Annotated in this window: 5 protein-coding genes; 1 reads left to right on the top strand and 4 read right to left on the bottom strand. The window is 60.5% G+C overall.

Going from position 1 to position 18,010, the window contains the following annotated elements; all coding sequences use genetic code 11:
• Positions 1 to 15: 15 nt before the first annotated feature.
• Positions 16 to 1,053, bottom strand: coding sequence for a hypothetical protein (locus BH95_RS11185; RefSeq protein WP_037182173.1), 1,038 nt, complete (start codon positions 1,051 to 1,053; stop codon positions 16 to 18).
• Between the two features lie 286 nt (positions 1,054 to 1,339).
• The gene (locus BH95_RS11180; RefSeq protein ID WP_157773063.1) at positions 1,340 to 2,206 is read right to left on the bottom strand and encodes a hypothetical protein; all 867 of its coding nucleotides are present in this window, start codon (positions 2,204 to 2,206) and stop codon (positions 1,340 to 1,342) included.
• A 539-nt stretch (positions 2,207 to 2,745) separates the two neighbouring features.
• Between BH95_RS11180 and BH95_RS11175 the strand changes: the two genes are divergently transcribed.
• On the top strand, positions 2,746 to 8,748 hold the full coding sequence (locus BH95_RS11175; protein WP_052060023.1) for a DUF3320 domain-containing protein: 6,003 nt from the start codon (positions 2,746 to 2,748) through the stop codon (positions 8,746 to 8,748).
• A gap of 892 nt (positions 8,749 to 9,640) precedes the next feature.
• Here the strand turns inward: BH95_RS11175 and BH95_RS11165 are convergent.
• Together BH95_RS11165 and BH95_RS11160 are read right to left on the bottom strand one after the other, a co-directional pair.
• Positions 9,641 to 14,572: a DEAD/DEAH box helicase gene (locus BH95_RS11165; RefSeq protein ID WP_037182166.1), complete on the bottom strand. Its 4,932-nt coding sequence runs from the start codon at positions 14,570 to 14,572 to the stop codon at positions 9,641 to 9,643.
• On the bottom strand, positions 14,569 to 17,976 hold the full coding sequence (locus BH95_RS11160) for a hypothetical protein (protein ID WP_037182163.1): 3,408 nt from the start codon (positions 17,974 to 17,976) through the stop codon (positions 14,569 to 14,571). The genes BH95_RS11165 and BH95_RS11160 overlap by 4 nt, the downstream gene beginning before the upstream one ends.
• Between the last annotated feature and the right edge of the window lie 34 nt (positions 17,977 to 18,010).

Genomic DNA, 18,010 nt, shown 5'->3' with positions numbered 1-18,010 from the left:
TATAAGACCATGTTGCTACCGGACATCTTCAATCCTAAAAATTGCATCTTCAGGGTCGTGCATTGCCGAGCGAACATTGTCGGCTACCTTATCGATGAGCTTGGTGCCCCAAAACGGATCTGATTTGTCGTAAAGAATCACTCGAATGTGTCTGAGATCGAAGGGCACATCGTCCTGATTCGAGGAGACCAGGATAACCGGTTTCTGCAATGCATGCGCAAGACCCAGCTCGTAAAAGACATTTGGATTCTTGGTCGTAAGCTCAGCAATCAACACAGTGGCACCCCTAATCCCGCGCCAAATTTGATCTATGATCTTTCCGGTTCCGAAGATATCCGCATCGGCTCGTACTGCGGAAAGTCCAGTCTGTTCGATCGCGGGCAAGAAAATTGATTCATAATATCCACCAAGAGGCGCTTGAAATGGCTGCATTACAAAACAAGTACCCTGCCCCTTGACCACTGGAGAGCCCAGAGGCCTGTTAGGCGTCTCTGCAGATGAAAATTGATGTCGCTCATCCCTTCCAATATCGCGGAGCCTAGGCCTGTCGCCTGAACTGTCTACCAACTCCGCTTGCTCTAGCGAGTCAGTCAAGATCGAGAGAAACTCGGCAGTCTTGTCGGCAGGAATTCCAAACTTGTCCGTCAGAGCATTGACCAAAAAGTTCGAATCGGGCAGATTTTCTCCACGATAGAAATTATAGACGTCGGAGATCTCAGGCGCAGCCAGGACCGCCTCGCGGAAAGCAGCGACCTTGTCGCCCTCAGACTGAGGCGCAATTGCGCGCCGCGCCCTCTCCTCGAGAGCCAACTTGCCGCCCTCCAGCTTGAGAAAGCCGTACTTTTTGGCGGATGATATCTCTAGTTGATACGCACCGGTCACTGAACGACCCCCAGCGAATGTGACCGCTTCCTTCGTAGTTGCCGGGTTTCCACCATTTTGTTTATAGATAGCTTCCGGTATGCGAAGCGCCTGCACCAGCGTGTGGCGGGGAAACTTGGCCACAACAGCGGGGCGCGTTTTCGCACCAACCCGTTTCTTGCCAGACGCCACCTTCGAAGCCTTCCGGGGACCGCTTTTCTTGCTTGGCTTCGACCTGCCGGCCGACTTTGGACGCGCCCCTCCACCGGTGTCACTGGACCCAACACCTGCGCCAGATTGAGAGGACTCGCCAGGTTGCCCTGATTTCGTACCTTCATCCGCAGTCATTACCTCACCCATCTGTGTGAACTACTCACGAACGGTACTGGTCGTTAGGATCGAAACGCACGATTACTGACCTCAAATTCGATCTACAAAACTCGTATTGATCATACTGCCAGGCGCAGCGCAGCCGTGGCTACCTGCTCCCTAGCCGATACCCGTTCGCTAACGAAAAATCCGAATCCTCGATTCCTGCAATTGCATTCGCGATCATCTCAGCGTGTTCGTGGAGCACCACGGCACGTATCGTGCTGTCCGTCACCGTGGGCTCGTCAGCAGGTTCGCCCAGCGCCGACGCTGCAGCACGCAGAAGCTTGAGCGCTTCCTTCTGCTGCCAGGGCGTCAGGGGTTGCGAGGTGACCAATTCGATAACGAAGGTCCTACTAGCCGATGTTTTAGCTGAGGCAACAGGCACTTCATCGGCGACCGGCGTCCGCCGGGGGCGATTAAGCGGAATCACAGTCCTCGGATCGCCGGTCAGGAAATCATCCGGCAGCTCGTGGGCTTTTGCGGCCATCAGCGACACTTGCGCCGAAACGGACGAACCCTTGAACCAGCCGCGACCTACCGTTACCAGTCCCCGGCTCTCCAAGTGTCGGACAGCGGGTAGAAACTTTGCGCTCGTCTGCGGAGTCAGTTGGCCGATTCGGTGGTCCTCGACCCGCACCTCGACAACCTTCTTCTCGGTCTTGGCCGTGCTGACTTCGATCTCGTGCAGCGTGACGAGCAGTTCGAGCTCGCCTTCCGGCTCGACGAAGTGCCGGAGCACATCGAAGTGGTCGTCCACCTTCGTCACCTGGACCGAGTATCCGTGAGGCAGCACCGTGTACGGGACTCTGGGAGGTTCGTTGCCGGGAAGTATGAGGTGTGGCTCGCTGACCTGAACGTCGATATTGACGGCCAAGTCGATGGGAACACCGGGTCGGTCGTCCCAGCGGTTCTGGTCATAGGCGCGAATCGAGGCAGGCACCGTCGGGACGAGCCCCCGGTTGATGAGATCCATCAACCGGTTGTGGAACAGGATCGCGCGCTCACGTGCGAGATAACCGATGAGGTAATTCGATGCTCGCACCGACACCGCGTAGCGATCGTGCGGATTGTCGGGCTCGGGAATCAACTCGACAGTGCGTCGGACAGTGGAACCCGAAGGATCGAAGTCCGAACCCAAGGTCGCCCGGATCGCGTCGACATATGCATGAACTCCGACGACTTCCTCGTCGCACCAGTCGCCTCGGCCACCCCACAGCGGGTAGGGCTGCCACTGTCCACCGCTGTTCGCCATCAGATCCCCCTCGTCTCACCGAACAATTACGACGTTAACCGACAACTCGACCAGTGCCGCAACGAACCACTTTCGACCTCGCCCGGCGTCATTCACCCAAATGAACCACTGCCAACACTCTTAGCATCGGTAAGCACGGACCCTCTATGTCCGATACCGTTCTTCCCAGCATTCTGTCGGTGGGTCCCTCTAGCGTATGAAGGTTGGCGGCAACACCGCGACCATCGACAGAGCGATGAACGACGGAGTTCGGAGGACAGATGCAGGATCTCGGCCAGGAGCACAACCCGTTTCACACGGTGGTCGACGGCTTGTCGATCGAGGTCCATGCTCATCCCGCTGTCAATCTCGCGCTCGTCCACAACGGCGTCCCGCTGATCACCAGCGTCGAGGTAGTCAACCTCTCCGACGCAGACGTGGTCGATGTAAAGGTGTCCGTCCAACTGTTCGGCGCCGGTGAGCAACTGTCGCCAGAGCGAGCCGACGTCCACGACGGCGCGCTTCGCGTCGGCGAGAACGTCGTCTGGTCCAACTACTCGTCGATCGTTCCGCCGATTCCACACCTTCGCGAGCTGAACGAAAGCCATCCCGCGACGATCGCCGTCACGGTAGCTCGATTGTGGGGCGAGGACATCCACCTCAATGCCCCGATTCGCGTGCTGGCACACAACGAGTGGTTCAACGCCCCGGTCTTCTTCGACTCCCTGGCCGCCTTCGTCCAACCCAACACCCGCGCAGTCAATTCCGTGCTCGACGCGGCATCCAATTTGCTCGGCTCGGCGACCGGCGATCCATCCCTCGGCGGCTACCAGAAAGGCCCCGAACGGGCTGCCCAGATCGCGGCAGGCATTTACGAGTCGCTGCGCCACCAACAGATCCGCTACATCGATCCACCCGCATCCTTCGAGCACACCGGACAGAAGATCCGGACGACCGCGCAGGTGCTCGACGAACGGTTCGGCACATGCATAGACCTCGCCGTCACGTACGCGGCGTGCCTCGAAGCCGTCGGCATCCGTCCGGTGATCTGGCTGATCAACGGTCACGCATTCGCCGGTTTCATGCGTGAAGAAAGTCAGCTCGCACACTCGACCATTACCGAGTCGAACGCACTGATCAATCTGGTGGAGTCCGGCCGCGTCGTTCCGGTCGAAGCGAAGTATTACGACACCACCGAGGGAGGCACGTTCAAACAGGCTGTGGCAGATGCACGTCGGCACTTCAGTGATCACGGCGCGCTCCGTGGCGTTGTCGCGATCTCGTCGGCGCGCAAGGACGGTATCCGGCCGCTACCGAGCCTGGATGAAGTAGAAGCCGTCAAGGCTGAAATGAGTTCGCCGATACCGGTCAATGCTGACCTGGACCTTCCCACCGAGCTGCTCGACGCGCAGGACAGCTCGGACCTGGTCCTCGACAGCACCGACACCGCTCCCCCACGCGTTCAAAAATGGAAGCGCTCCTTGCTGGACCTCAGTACCCGAAATCGACTTCTCAACCTCAAGCCGATGCGCGAGGTCATCGACCTGCACGTACCCAACTCCGGCCTTGCGATGCTCGACGACCTCGTCCACGCCGGCACCGACATCGAGCTCATCGCCCACGACGAACTCAGTTCCATCCACGCACTCCAAGGCGCAAGGCGAGCACAGGACGTCGACGACGCCACCATCCTCGACTACCTACGCGACCGGAAGCGCATCCACGCCGTCGTCACCCAGGACACCTACGCAGCACGGCTCAAGCATCTTCAGCGCACTGCACACACGATGTTCGAGGAGACCGGTAACGCCAACCTGTACTTGACGTTCGGCGGGCTGATCCACACCACCAGCAGCGGCAAAGACGCTCGCGCTCCCCTGTTCCTGCTTCCGGTGAAGGTGGTGGGCGGTACGGGTCGCAGCCAGTTCAAGTTGAAGGTCGACACCGCGGGAGTCTCGACACCCAACTACTGCCTGGTGGAGTGGCTTCGCCTCAAACACAATGCGTCGATCCCCGCCTTGGAGAACCCGCCACTCGATGAGCACGGAATCGACATCGACGAGGCGCTCAAGGGCATACGGTCCGCGCTCGTCGAGCACAACCTCGACTTCCGGATCGACGAGACTGCGTCGGTCGCCATCTGCCAGTTCGGGACATTCGGAATGTGGAAGGACCTCACCGATCACTGGGACATCCTGGAGCAGAGCCGCATCGTCCGCCACCTGACGCACAGCGCAGGCGAATCCTTCCGCGATGCACGACGACCCGACGGCTCCGATATCGAATCCGTACCGGTGCACGAGCTCGATGTCCCAGTTCCCATCCCCGCAGACGGCTCCCAGCTCCGTGCCGTAGCCCTGGCTGCCGACGGCCACACGTTCGTTCTGGAAGGCCCGCCCGGGACGGGTAAATCTCAAACGATCACCAACCTCATCGCGCACACCCTCTCACAGGGCAAGTCGGTGCTGTTCGTTGCCGAGAAGCAGGCCGCACTCGACGTCGTGAAGAAGCGGCTCGACAAAGTAGGGCTGACGAAGTTCACGCTCGACCTGCATGGAAAGAATCAGAGCGCCAACGCGATCCGCGATCAGCTCAAGCGCGCAATTGAACATTCGACCAGCTACAACAACCGGTCTTGGGCGGCCAAGCTTGCCGATGTCCGGTCACACCACGTACCGCTCGAGGACTATCCGACAAAGATTCACGAGAAGAACGGCGTCGACCATTCATTGTGGACCGCGTACGACACGATTCTCGGTCTCGGCGACGGACCGGTCGCGACGATCCCCGCGGCGTTCGTCGCCGATCCGTCGGCGCCGGTAGGTGAGATCACCAGCGCCCTGCAGCAGTTCGAACGGGCCGCACGGTCGATTTCGATAAGTACGGAGAACCCGTGGTCGATCGCCGGAATCATCGACGCCCAAGCCACCGACGACAACTTTCGCGCGGTCGCAGCACAGCTGGCTGCCGCGCTGGACGCCGTTCTCCGCAGCCCCGCGGTTCGATCGGTCGTCGAGAAGGTGCAGGCACCAGGATCGATCGAACAACTTCTTCCCCAGGCGCGGCGTCAGATCGGCCGTGCGATCCCGTCGGTCGACGTGTTGACCCTGGCTCAGTCCGCTCAATGGTCGACATCGAAGCAGGCACTCTTCGGCGAGATCGCCCTACTGCAGCAGCAATGCGGCCCGCTGACATCTGTGTTTACACCCAGTTTCATCGAACATGGCGACGCCGACACGCTCGCGCTCGCCGCCGAAGAAGCAACGAAGGGGCTCTTCGGCAAGAAGAAGCGGGTAGAACATTTTGCACGGGACGTCGCACCTGCCCTACTGCCCGGTGTGCAGCTCGGTCCAGAAGCTGCACTCCCACTCCTCAGATCGATTCCCAGTGCACGCCAGCTCACGTCGCAGACCGTCCAACACATGCGGCAACTGTTGGCGCACTACGCGCCGCAGACCTGGAATCCGTTCAGTCCCGATGCTGCACAGCAGCTTCAGGTGCAATTCGATTACATCGAACAGACCGCGATGTTCGCACGGACGCAGGGGCAGCTCTGGCAGCTTCTCGCCGCTGCGGGACCCGTAACGCCACACGACATCGACACGCTCGAAGGCGTCGCCCACGGATGGCGCAGCTGGCGTCAGATCCTGGGGTCGAGCGAGGCCGACATCGACCGCTGGCGAAACAACACACACTGGCTCACCGCGTGGCAACGCGACTCACAGCTGTGGCTCGATGCGATTCGGACAGATGGCAGTGCACCGATCCGCCAGTGGTCGACGATGACTGCATTTCTCAACCCACTCCGATCAGCGGGCCTGAATGACCTGGTCCGCGAACTGTTGACGGGCGCGATACCAGCAAACCAGGCCGAGATCGCGTTCATGCGCGGCGTCGCTCAGACATCCCTGGGCGAGCGACGCCGCAAACACGGCTTGTCGCAGTTCGATCGAGCTATCAAGGATGGCCAGATCGACGACTTCGCTGACGCCTCGGCCGCGAGCCGGTCCGAGCAGATCAGCGCGCTGCCGGCTGCGCTACTCGAACGGCGATCTTTCCAGGCTGGTTCTCTGACGGGCGACGTCGGCCATCTCCGGCGCGCACTCGATGCGAAACGCGGCGGAACCACGTTCCGGCAGTTGATGAATCGATACTCGACCTACATTCTCGAAGCAACACCGTGTTTCTTCGTCAGTCCCACGTCGCTCGCACAGTTCGTCCCACCGGGGTCGGTGACATTCGATCTTGTGGTGTTCGACGAAGCATCTCAGGTGACAGTTCCCCAGGCCATCGGAGCGTTGGGACGCGGCCGATCGGCAGTCATCGTAGGTGATTCCCAGCAGATGCCGCCGACGGCCATCGGCGTCGTGAGCACCAACGACCGTGACGACTACACCGAGGACGACGAGGTCATCCCCGAGGATCTAGACAGCATCCTTACGGAGGCCGTGGAGTCCGGTGTCCCCCGGTTGTGGTTGTCGTGGCATTACCGTAGCCAGGACGAGTCGCTCATCGCATTCTCGAACGAGAAGTACTACGAGGGCCGGCTTGCGAGCCTCCCGTCGCCGGGTGGCGACGACACCGCCGGAGTCGAGTGGCGACGCGTCGACGGTCATTTCAATCGCGAGACCAAAGACCGTCCGCGCACCAATATCGTTGAGGCCGAGGCGATCGTCGCCGAGATCCGTAGTCGACTGTCGAACGCGCATCTCGCAGCGCAGAGCATCGGAGTCGTCACGTTCAACGCACAACAGCAGACCTTGGTACGCGACCTGCTCGAAGCATCGGGTGATCCGCTGATCCTCGACCAGCTGCGCGAGGATCGCGACGACGGCATCTTCGTCAAGAACCTCGAAAACGTGCAGGGTGACGAGCGTGACGTCATCCTGTTCAGCGCAGCGTTCTCGAAGAAGCCGGACGATCCCAAGCTGCCACTGAACTTCGGTCCGCTGACGCGGACCGGTGGCGAGAAACGACTGAACGTGGCGATTACCCGCGCACGGCGCAAGGTGATCATCTATACCTCGTTCGAGCCCACGGACATCGACCTCTCATGCACACGATCCGTCGGAATCGCCCATTTACGTGGTTATTTGGAACAAGCCGCTCAGGCGTCCCGCACGGACGACGCACGCCCGACTCATTCGCGGGCCGCGTCGGACGAGATGCAAGCAGGATTGGTCCAGTCGCTCCGCGACCACGGGTACGAGGTCGAAGCGAACTACGGCCTTTCCGATTTCGTACTGGATGTGGTTGTGCGTGAGCCGGGTTCGAAGCAGTGGCAGGTGGCGATATTGCTGGACGGTCCGCAGTGGGCACAGCGTCCGACGGTGGCGGACCGCGACCTGACGCCGCAGCTGCTGGAATCGATGATGCATTGGGGTTCGTCGGTGCGTGTGTGGCTGCCCGACTGGATCGACGGCCCGGATGCCGTCATCGCCCAGGTCGGAGACGCGATCGCGGCTTCGAAGGAGCGGATAGCAGCGCGGCAGGCCCAGATCGACGCCGCAGCCGAAGCGCAAGCTGCGGCGATTGCCGCAGCGGCGGTCACCGCCGACGAGCCGTTGATCCTGCCCGACGAATTCGCACCCGACGCCGAACGATGGCTCAAGCCCGCGCCATCGACCGACAGCGTGTCAGAGCCGGAAGAACCGGCGCTGGTGGCTCGGATAGCCGTCGAGGAACCTACAGCGTCATTCGAGGAACCACGAGACTGGCATGGCCGCGGGATCGCCTACGTCGAGGCATCGAGTTCGATGCTGGGCGTGCGCGACGATCTCGATCGAATGCACTCGCCTGCCGTGAAGAACACGATCATGCGGGCTGTTCAGGAGACGGTGTCAATCGAAGGCCCGATTTCGCTCGACAGGTTGGCTCGAAACGTGGCTCGACGCTTCGGGTTCGACCGTGTCGCGGCTGCCCGACGCGACTTCGTGCTCCAGTCCGTGCCGGAAGAATTGATCGAGAGGTCCGACGAACTCGGCAGCTTTGTGTGGCCGAAAGAGCTCGATCGCGCAACCTGGCGAGGGTTCAGGAAGACGTCCAGCGACTTGAACCGGCCACTCACCGACGTGGCACCCGAGGAAATAATCAATGCCATGATGTCGGTCTGCGCTCGTACTGGGCAACCCGATTACGACGTCCTGCTGCGCCAGACGTTGCAGACGTTCAATCAGAAGCGTCTGACAGGGCCCACGCGGGAGCGGTTGGAGGCAGTCATCGAGTTGGGCATCCAACGCGGGCGGCTCATCAAGGTGAATGAAATGTACCGGGTCGGTTCGTAATGGCTGACTCCGATCGACGCGTATGCGCCAGGTGCCGAAACCCTTCCGACTGGGGAATTGAGTTATGCCGCAGGTGTTACAGAGAAACGAAGGCTGAGCGTAAAGCCACGTTGGCGCAACGATTGCTCAACAACGCAAAGGAGCTGGGGCTTGCTGCTCCCGCGCCCAAACCAACAAAGCCCCAACCGAAAAAGCACCGAAGACCAAGAAAGTCGCCGAACCTCGCGGTCCCTGACCATGACCGACAAGTCCCGGCTAAGCAACTTTCGCCGAGGATTTCCTATCAATCAAGGATGCACGTAGCGCGAGAGTCGATACTTGTTCGCCTGGGAGGTGTGGAGACGCGTACCCCAGGCAGAAGTCTGCGATCACAGGCGCCGACGGTCGCCCGAGACTACTTGGCTACCCTGTCCCCGAGCCAACGCAGGGAGCTGCTCGACGAGCTCACGAGGAGAGGCGACCAGGGACCCAAGACCATCGAGGACCTTGCGCAGTCCGTCGTGACCCGAATAATTCAGAGCAGATCCATCTTCCGCAGCGTCGCGTCCGGTGGCCTGCCGAGACAATGAATCAAGCGCACTCACGCATTTGACTAGAAGAAGGTGAATTCATGGCACGCGTCAGATCTATAGAACCAGGCAAACAGAAGATTAAACCCCACACGACCGAGGTTGACTGCCACTTTGCTGTTGTCGATGACAGAGAAGGCTCCAGACTTCTGCATCTGACTACCTTTGGATCCGACCATCGGAAGTCAGCTCCGAAGAGCAGCCAATCGATTCAGCTGAACGTCGAGATGGCGAGGAAACTCATCGAGGTCATTCACGACGCCTTTCCCGAAACGCAACCGTAGCCTCCGCAGCGAATCGAAGCCATGAACTGGTCGCATGAGTCAGACCCCAACCAGCATCGGGACCAATTCGGTGGCGGTGGTGTTCTCGACCCTGACAACGGTGTAACCCTCGGCTGCCAATCCACTGTCCCGGTCGTCGTCACCACCTTCGACCAGTACGACCTTCGGCTCCTTCCACAGGGCCTCGACAGGCCAATAATGTTCTCCAAGATCGATTCCCAGCTCCGGCTTCCCGACCCCGAGTAGCGATAGCTCCAACAACAGCTCGATGACGGACTGCGATGTGTAGGCGAGTGTTTCTCCCCACGGACCGTCGACCACCTCCGGCGTTGCCTCCACCTTCAGTTCGGCGAAGATCGAAAGCGCGCCTTTCCTCGACAACTGTTCGTGGTAGCGCTCATTGCGGAACGATCGCAAACACCCGTAGCACGAGGTTTCCTCACCGCAGTCGCATCTCGTGACGCGATCGACCGCGAACTGGATGACTTTTTCAAGATTCTCCGCAATCTTCTTGGTTGCGCCTGCACCGGCAGGAACGGTGTCGAAGAGGACAAAGCTCCTGCGGCTATCCGGTGTCCATGACAGTGTCCCGTCGATATCGTCCCGGCTGATTTCCAGCGCTTCCGAGGCGCCCTCGAGCAGCGCGTACAGGACAGACAGCCAACGACCGACCGAATCATTGTCGTAAGCAATCGATCCGAACGAGAACTCTGCGACGTCCGTCTCGTAACGATGGGCCAGCGAGACAATGCGAGTCGTTCCCTCGCACGGCTTGTCCGTGACTGGGTGTTTGTGAGCGCTCTTGCTGGACTTCTTGTCCATCGGGGCCGCCCATCCGCACCAGCCGCAGAGCTGGAACCCGACGCCGCCGCCATCAGAGATGACCACCATCCGAGCACGTGTACCTGCCCGAGCCAGCACCTCGACTCCCCCGGTGGAATGCCAGGGAAACGGATCACTGATGTCACCGAGACTTTCCACGTAGCTGCTTCCTCCCCAACGGCGTTGCGGTGGTTCGGGCTTCACATCCTCAACCCTGCGATCGGCAACGAAGCCGAACTCAGGAACAACGAAACGACGAATCTTCCCGAACTGCTGCTGGCAGCTCGGGCACACCTCGTCGACGTCAAGTTCCGTACCGCTCTGGAACTGCTGGCAAGCCGCGCATGTTCGGTACTTGAGCTCGACCAATTCTCGTTTGGGGAGCTTGTGCAGACCTCGGGACGTCCACAGTTTGCCACCCGCTACCACCTGATTGCCTGGTGCGTAGTCGTATATCGCTTGGCTGAGATCACGAGAGAGCTCGAGCGACGCGCCTACATCACCCTCACAGTGGGTGGTGCGCAATTCGACCGTGTCGACCGGAAACCCGTACTTCGGCAAGATATTCTTGTTCGCCAGGTACCCGAGAAGTTGGCGGCTCTCGATCGTCTTCAATGTCCGTTGGAGACGAGCACCGAGGCCGAGATTCTTTGATCCGACCGCTTGGTCGATGAGTTCCCGGTAAGTGTCGATGTCGTTGCGCATCTCTAATTCTGCTATCGCCAAGAGTTCACACAACCGCGCGACCCAACTGCCGTCCTCGATCCCCACCGCCGTTGCGATCGACGGTGGGATGACCTCTGCGATTGCCGATTCCACGCGGGTCGGGACCGGGGTCAGGAACGTCCGCACCTGTGCTCCTGGGGAATCCTGGCCGTCGCTGCTAGGGGTGAAGAACTCACCTGCGTGCTTCCAAGTCACGTCGTCGTTCTCATGGCGGTATCGGAAGTATGCGGCGAGAGCAATTGAATGTGCGTGCCGTCTCGCAATCCTTTCGTTCTCGATAGGAATCCAGGGGATTCGCATCTCGCCGGCAATCATTGATTCCGGGTTCTGGTACTTCGACAAATCGTGCGAACTACGCTTGGCGTAGGTCAGAACGAGAGCCGCGGAAGCAGCACGGCGACCCGCGCGCCCGGCGCGCTGCACGTAGTTCGCAGTCTTCGGGGGCATATTGCGCAACACCACCGCTTGAAGATCGCCAACGTCGACACCGAGTTCGAAGGTCGTTGAGCACGACAGTACGTTCACCTTGCCATCGATGAAGTCCTTCTGAATTGACGCGGCTTTCTTTGATTCCCACTGCGCAGTGTGTTCCATGGCGGATAGGGGCGCCGGACGCAAGTTTCGATACGTGTTGCGGTAGTGGTTGGTGTCATCCGCGGCGTCGGGCACGACGAACGGCGAGACGGTTCCGTCACATCCGCCGAATGGGCAGACACCTCGAACATCGTTGATGGTGAGGCGGCGGCACGCCGAGCACTGGTACCACTCGCAGTCGGCACCGGCGACGATACGCAGCTTCTCGTGGTCTACCTGATACACGTCGCCTGCGGTCTTGTGCGGGACCAGGCGGAGATACTCATGTTCGAGCAGAAATCTCCAGCAGCCCTCGAGGAACTTCTCAGCAGGCATCGTAGCGCCGAGGGCCGCGAGAACCTTCCGGGCCAACAAGATTCGGTTGTTCGTTGTTCCCGGTCTACCGGCAGGCAACCAACTGATGATTCGCTTTGTTGCGTCGGAATTCATCGACCGGATGTAAATCTGGGTGTTCCGGGGTTCGAAGATTTCTTGTTTGATATCAACGCTGTCGAGAAGGGTTATTGCGCCCTGCAAGCGAACTGCTTTGAGTAGTTCGTTGAGAAACCCCCACGCTTGGTCGGGGCTCAGTCCAAGCTTCTCGAATGCAGGAGGCAATTCCGTGCGGCGAGAGCGGAACATCCGCACGCCCATCAATCCGAGGCCCTCGAGAGACTGGCGCGTGTCCAGCGCCATCAACTCGGCCATGACCCACGGATTGACGGTGCGTTCAATTGTACGGCGTGTGACCGATTCCTCGAAGTGGTAGGCCTGACGCGCTTTCTTGGAGGCATAGTCAGCAAGGTCCTCTGCTGACAACTCGTCGTCGCGGTGCTTGGGATCGGTGAGCACCATGGTCAGGTATCGGCGTTCGAGCATCCGGCCGTACGTCTTCCCGAGGTACGGTGCGGCGAATGCAGCCGCTTGGCGAGAGTCCGAGAACATGAGAAGCTTTCGTCCCTCGCCGACCTCCTCCACAGTCTTGTCAGTTGCGGCCGGGATGTGCTGATACAACGCTGTAGTGATCACGGCCGGAGCTGCGTTCGTGTCGGTGCGAAGCCGACGGATCACCTGACGCGAACGGGCACCACATTCGGTGCATTTACTCATGACCGCAGAGGTTCTCGTATGTTCACGCACACCGAGCGACGGCCCACCCGGGCATTTCGGGTCAATGCACGCACCGGTGCCGAGTGCGCCGCATCCAGCGCACAGACGACGAATACTGGTTTCCGTTTCCTCTGCACCGTCCTCTGACAAAGTGGCTTCGTCTTCGTCGATAAGTCCGTCGCCTGTGGTGTCCGTCAAGACGAGCCACCGCACCCGGTCCTCGCGCTTTACCGGCCGGAAGTACTCACGCCCCTTGACCGTCTCACGATCGCCGGCCAAGTGAACAGCCCCGCAGCGCTGACAGGTGCCGAACTCGAATACTGCGCGCCCGGTGATCGGATCGACCTCATGACGACCGAGAACGACGGACGGACCGTCATCGGTGAACACCACGTAGGCGCCTTCGGTCGCGCGAACAAACATGTGGTACCGCGCGGACAGCACCGGGTTTCCAGCACTGTCACGCACTCGCGACCCGAGTGCAACGAGCGCCTCCAACTTGGCGCCAGCGTCAGCATCACCTGGCCACATCTGCTCCTCGAGGTCATGCACTGCGACGGGCCCCCGTGCAAGCGTCGATTGGAGATCGGTTGTGCGTTGTTCGGTGTCCAGTGCAGCAGCGGAATCACCGTCCGGACTGTTTGCTGCTACGGCATCCAGCGGCGCGTCGAGGTCTGCGAGGGTCAGCAGTAGTTGATCGTCGATGGTCCAATCGGGTGCTTCCCGGCGTTTCAGCCGAGTCGGGGTAACGAGGTCTTGTAGGTCCGGTTCGTCATCGATGAAGTCGAAGGGAACGTCGAAGAGGTTGTGTGCGAACGTAGTCGCCTCGATCCCCTGGGATTCCGGCGTTCGCCCAGTGAGTGACGCAGATGTCGCGATGCACTGTAGGGGTCGTGCTCGGCCGACTCGTTCACGCAGCCGTCGAAGCAGTAGCGCAACTTCGGCGCCCTGCGCACCGTCGTAGACGTGAGCCTCGTCGAGGGCGATGAACTTCCAAGTGCCCGAATGTTCGCCGTCGAACAATTCAAGGTCGGCCGGCCGTAGTAACAGATACTCGAGCATGGCGTAGTTGGTGAGCAGGATGTGCGGCGGCGCGACGCGCATCTGATCGCGGCTGAGCATTTCGTTCGGTAGCGGCTCTTGGCCGGGGTTCGACGACCGAAAGCCCGACTCCGCATCTCGCGTGCTCTGCACTGTTTCACCGGTATAACGGCCAAACGTGATGTCGGGCATGCTCGTCAACAGTCCGCGCAGGCGTTTGAGCTGGTCGTTCGCAAGTGCGTTCATTGGGTATAGCAGCAGCGCGCGCACACCGGGGCCAAGTGTGCCATTGGCACGTTCTTCCAGCAGCGAGTTGAGAATTGGCAGCAGGAAACTCTCGGTCTTACCTGACCCGGTTCCTGTACTAACAACGAGGTTGCGACCAGCGACCACTTTCCGAATCGCAGCCTCCTGATGTTGATAGAGCGGCCGGTCCATCGGGAGGGCGGCACTTGCTAGTTGAGGAAAGTCGCGGTGCAAGGTGCCATCTGAAACGAGGTCTGCAAGCGTGGCGCCTGGGGCGTACGGCGGCGTCAGCTCCAGAAGCGGACCTTTTGTCAGTAAAGTCGACTCGTCAATCGCGGAGTCGAATGCTGTTGCGAGCGCTGGATCGCGAGGCGCGAGCAGCGTTTTGAGATACCGTTTGTATCCCGCTTCGATTCCAGCACCGGCGGCGAGTGGGTCGAGCCGATCTGTCATGCGGTCTCTCCGATCAAGTCTCCATGAGCAAGATGCGCAGCAAGCGCTTCCGCAATCAGCAGGTCGCCGGCAACCATTGCCGGAAAGTACTCGGCCATGACAGCCCATGCATTCCGCATCTCCGTGGTCATCGGCGAGTATTCGAACTCGCCCAACGCTTCCAACCGCGCGACGGCTGCAAGGGCGAGCGACTGCACAGACAACAGCATCCACGGATGTGCCGAGGTGTCCACGCCGTGCAGAACTTCGTTGCGAGCCACGACGAGGTCATACAAGCCCGGTGACGCCTTCTTTAGAGCCCGCAGAACGCGACTGACGTGACCTGGCAGTTCGCGGCAAGCGTCTTCGAGTGCCCAATCTGCACGTCTATGGAAAGCATCCACCGTTGCACTCGTGCGGGTATCGACATCGAGAAGTCCACCGGGCACCAATCGGAAGTACTCGAACAGACCCTCGACCTGTTCCTGCGTCATTCCGTGGACTGTGAGGACATTTGGATCGAACACCCCTGAGCGGGGGTCGCTCATTTTCCCTTGCCGTAGCAATTCCATCAGCTGTTGCCCACCCTGAGTCTCGAGGTAGGCCAGAGTCTCCGCCCTTTCTCCCGCCACTGCACGGCCACGATCACGTAGCGACTGCAAGTCCGAGATTTCGATCATGCAGCCTACCCAGGCGTTCGCGTGCAGGTCGTTGAGGGTGTCGTTCGACGAGAACGGGCGGTCGATGAGCTGAGTCCGAATAAGCAATGGCATCATCTCGTTCTGAGGAATGGTGCTGCTACCCAACGCCTCCAACGCAGCACGGGGATGCCGACCAATGATCCGAAGCAACCCACCTCGTGTTCGCTCCGAAGTGGGATCCGACGAGTCCCACGGCAGCATCGCTAGGGCTGCCCATGCGCCATCCGTTGCCCGTCGCATCAAGGGCGGTTCACCGGACCCCGACAAAAACCGGGCCAACCCGTCGAGACCCGGATCGGTGTCGTGCATCCAACCAGGCTGCGTCACTCGGAGCGCATCGCGGTCGGGTCGAGTGGGGCGGGTAATGACAGCGAATGGGTCGTCGGCGAAGACGGTGACGAGGAGGTCCCCTGAGTTCTGAAGCCCATTCGGAAGTACGGCCGTGTTGCCGCTTATGGCGATCCTCGAAACTGGCTGCCAAGGCGCGGTTGCAGCCCACACCCACACACCTGGGTCTTCGATGTCGGCGAGCTTGTCGAAGACCAATCCCGAACCGTCGAGTCGGACCCCTTCGCACAAACGGGAGGGACGCACATCAGCGATCGCGATTCGGTGGCTCGTACCGGCCTCATCATCGACGAATGCGACCAGCTTGCAGACGCCCACTCTACGAGCGGTATCGACGAATCGCCGTGTAGATACCTGAAAAACATTCTCCGACGGGGTATCCGGAGCTTCATGCTGTACGGGCTGCTCGCGATTGTCGAGCAGCACAACGGTCGCGCGGACCGCACCGGGAACTCGAACCGCGATGACTGCATGTTCTTCGAGATCCTGCGTGCTCAGCGCGCGCGGCGAAGTGCGCCACTGTGTGGGTGTGCCGACCTTGTCGATGCGCGTCTCCGCGTACGGTGGCCGAACGATTAGCTTCTGGGCACGATCGCCGGAGCGCACGCGAATTTCGTGCTCCCGATCGGAGACAAGAAACGCGAGACTGGTCGTGTCGACGATCAGGCCGTGCTCGGACGTCACCTCGGTCACGCTCGCGACTAGACCGCCGCTGACTGGAGGACGGAAAGTACCTCCGTGATCGACTCCGATGCCTTCGGCCAACAAAATTGTGAACAGTTGGTTCAGGCCGTGTCCACTACCTGCTTCGATTTCGAATAGGCCAAGCAGGCCCGGCTCTACACCGTCGAAGGGGTCGAGTGTCGTTTCCTCCGTACCGGACTCCCACTCACAGTCGACCAGCCACTCCCTTTCGCCAGACCTGCGCGCACGAACCCGCCACAGCACCGGCTCGGCCCCGACATACGCCGGCAAATCCACGCTGGGTCGCTCGGCGTGTACGCGTAGCCCGTTCGGGGTGAACAGACCGGGGATAGGTTCGGAGGGCACAAAGCTAGGCGAGCCAAGCGACCGAACACCTCGCACGGGACCGTCCGGGCGGCCGCTGCGCCGTAACAGGATCGAGTCGTGCCCTGTCAGATCAACAGTTTCGACGCGCCATCCGGTCCACCCGGACGGGACCCTCGGATCGTCGACCACGCGAACGGCCGTATTCGCCACAGCGTCGGTGACCTGCGCGTCTCGTGGATGCAACGCAAGAACGAGGCCCCGAGGCAGGGTTGCAGAACGCCGCAGCAATCTGCCGTCGACTGTGAAGAGCAACAGCGGATCAGCGGAGTCAAAGACCGGAACGTTGTGGTTGGCTCCGGACGCCTCGTGTACGAGCAACACCTCGCGGGCTGGAGCTGTAATGGCCGCGGGGGTCGGCGGGTGTTCACCGTCGTCGACACCCCATCCACTCTCCGCGTACACGTCGCGGGTACTTCCGCTGACGGTGAGCTTCCACGGTTCGTCTGCGCCGTTGTCTGGGTACGGGACGTCGATGAGGACCTCGTCATCCTGCACCGAAAAACTGATAAGCGGAATGCGACGCTGGCGTATCCCGCGTGGCGCCGCAACTCCGTCTTCGGCCGCTAGAAACGGCCGTTCGTGCAAGTGCTCGATCAGTCCGCTGAGGAGGACGCTGGGCAACCCCGTGGTGGAAGTGTCGAGTTCGAGGTCGTTCCAGGTATCGGGGTGCTCCAGCGTGTACGCGAGAAAGTCGATGATCCGGTCGAGGACGTCCACGGCGATGTCCCCGCCGTACTTCAGGAAGTTGCGAACTGGCACATCGAGGCGGTTCATTCTGAGGTCCATGCCCGGTGCGGTCATCCATTCGAGCAGCGCTGCGCCGGTTGCGTCGCGGCCCTGCCGGATGTGTCCCTCGATGGTCTCGACCAGGTCACCGAGGCACCGCACCGGGATTCCGGCGTGCATCGCCATTGTCATGACGTAGTTGCGGCCGCTGAATTCTGGGAAATCTCGAAGTTCGAACTTTTTGAGGATCGTGGCGAGGGCTCTCCGAAGTGCGTTTTCGAAGTCATGGTCCCGTTCGAGGCCGATCTCGTCCCAGAAACTTTCCCAGTAGCGGCCCTGATCGTAAGCCAATCCTGCATGCCCGACCAGGGTGGCCAGGGTGAGCGCTGGATATCGCTCGATGAGCCGGGAGGAGTTGCCTACTCGAATGTCGTGAACAGCAATGCGACCGAACAGCTCTTGGCATCGTCGCAGCTCGTCCTCGTCAAGATTGAACTCGAAGAACAGGCCCACTTTCTTGAGGCCCTGACGGATACGAAACTCTTCGTCGTCCGCCTGGTCCTTCAGGAACGTTCCCACGACACTCCTCCCAATGTCCGAATCTCGACTGTGC

It is taken from the genome of Rhodococcoides fascians A44A (assembly GCF_000760735.1).
In the GTDB taxonomy this organism is placed as follows: Bacteria; Actinomycetota; Actinomycetes; order Mycobacteriales; family Mycobacteriaceae; genus Rhodococcoides; species Rhodococcoides fascians_E.
The sequence above is the reverse complement of the archived record's forward strand: the minus strand, read 5'-3'. Positions and strand labels throughout refer to the sequence as shown.

Bases quoted from the DNA above. Each gene is read 5' to 3' on its own strand.
- BH95_RS11180 (WP_157773063.1), bottom strand. From the start codon at position 2,206: ATGGATCTCATCAACCGGGGGCTCGTCCCGACGGTGCCTGCCTCGATT.
- BH95_RS11175 (WP_052060023.1), top strand. From the start codon at position 2,746: ATGCAGGATCTCGGCCAGGAGCACAACCCGTTTCACACGGTGGTCGAC.
- BH95_RS11165 (WP_037182166.1), bottom strand. From the start codon at position 14,572: ATGACAGATCGGCTCGACCCACTCGCCGCCGGTGCTGGAATCGAAGCG.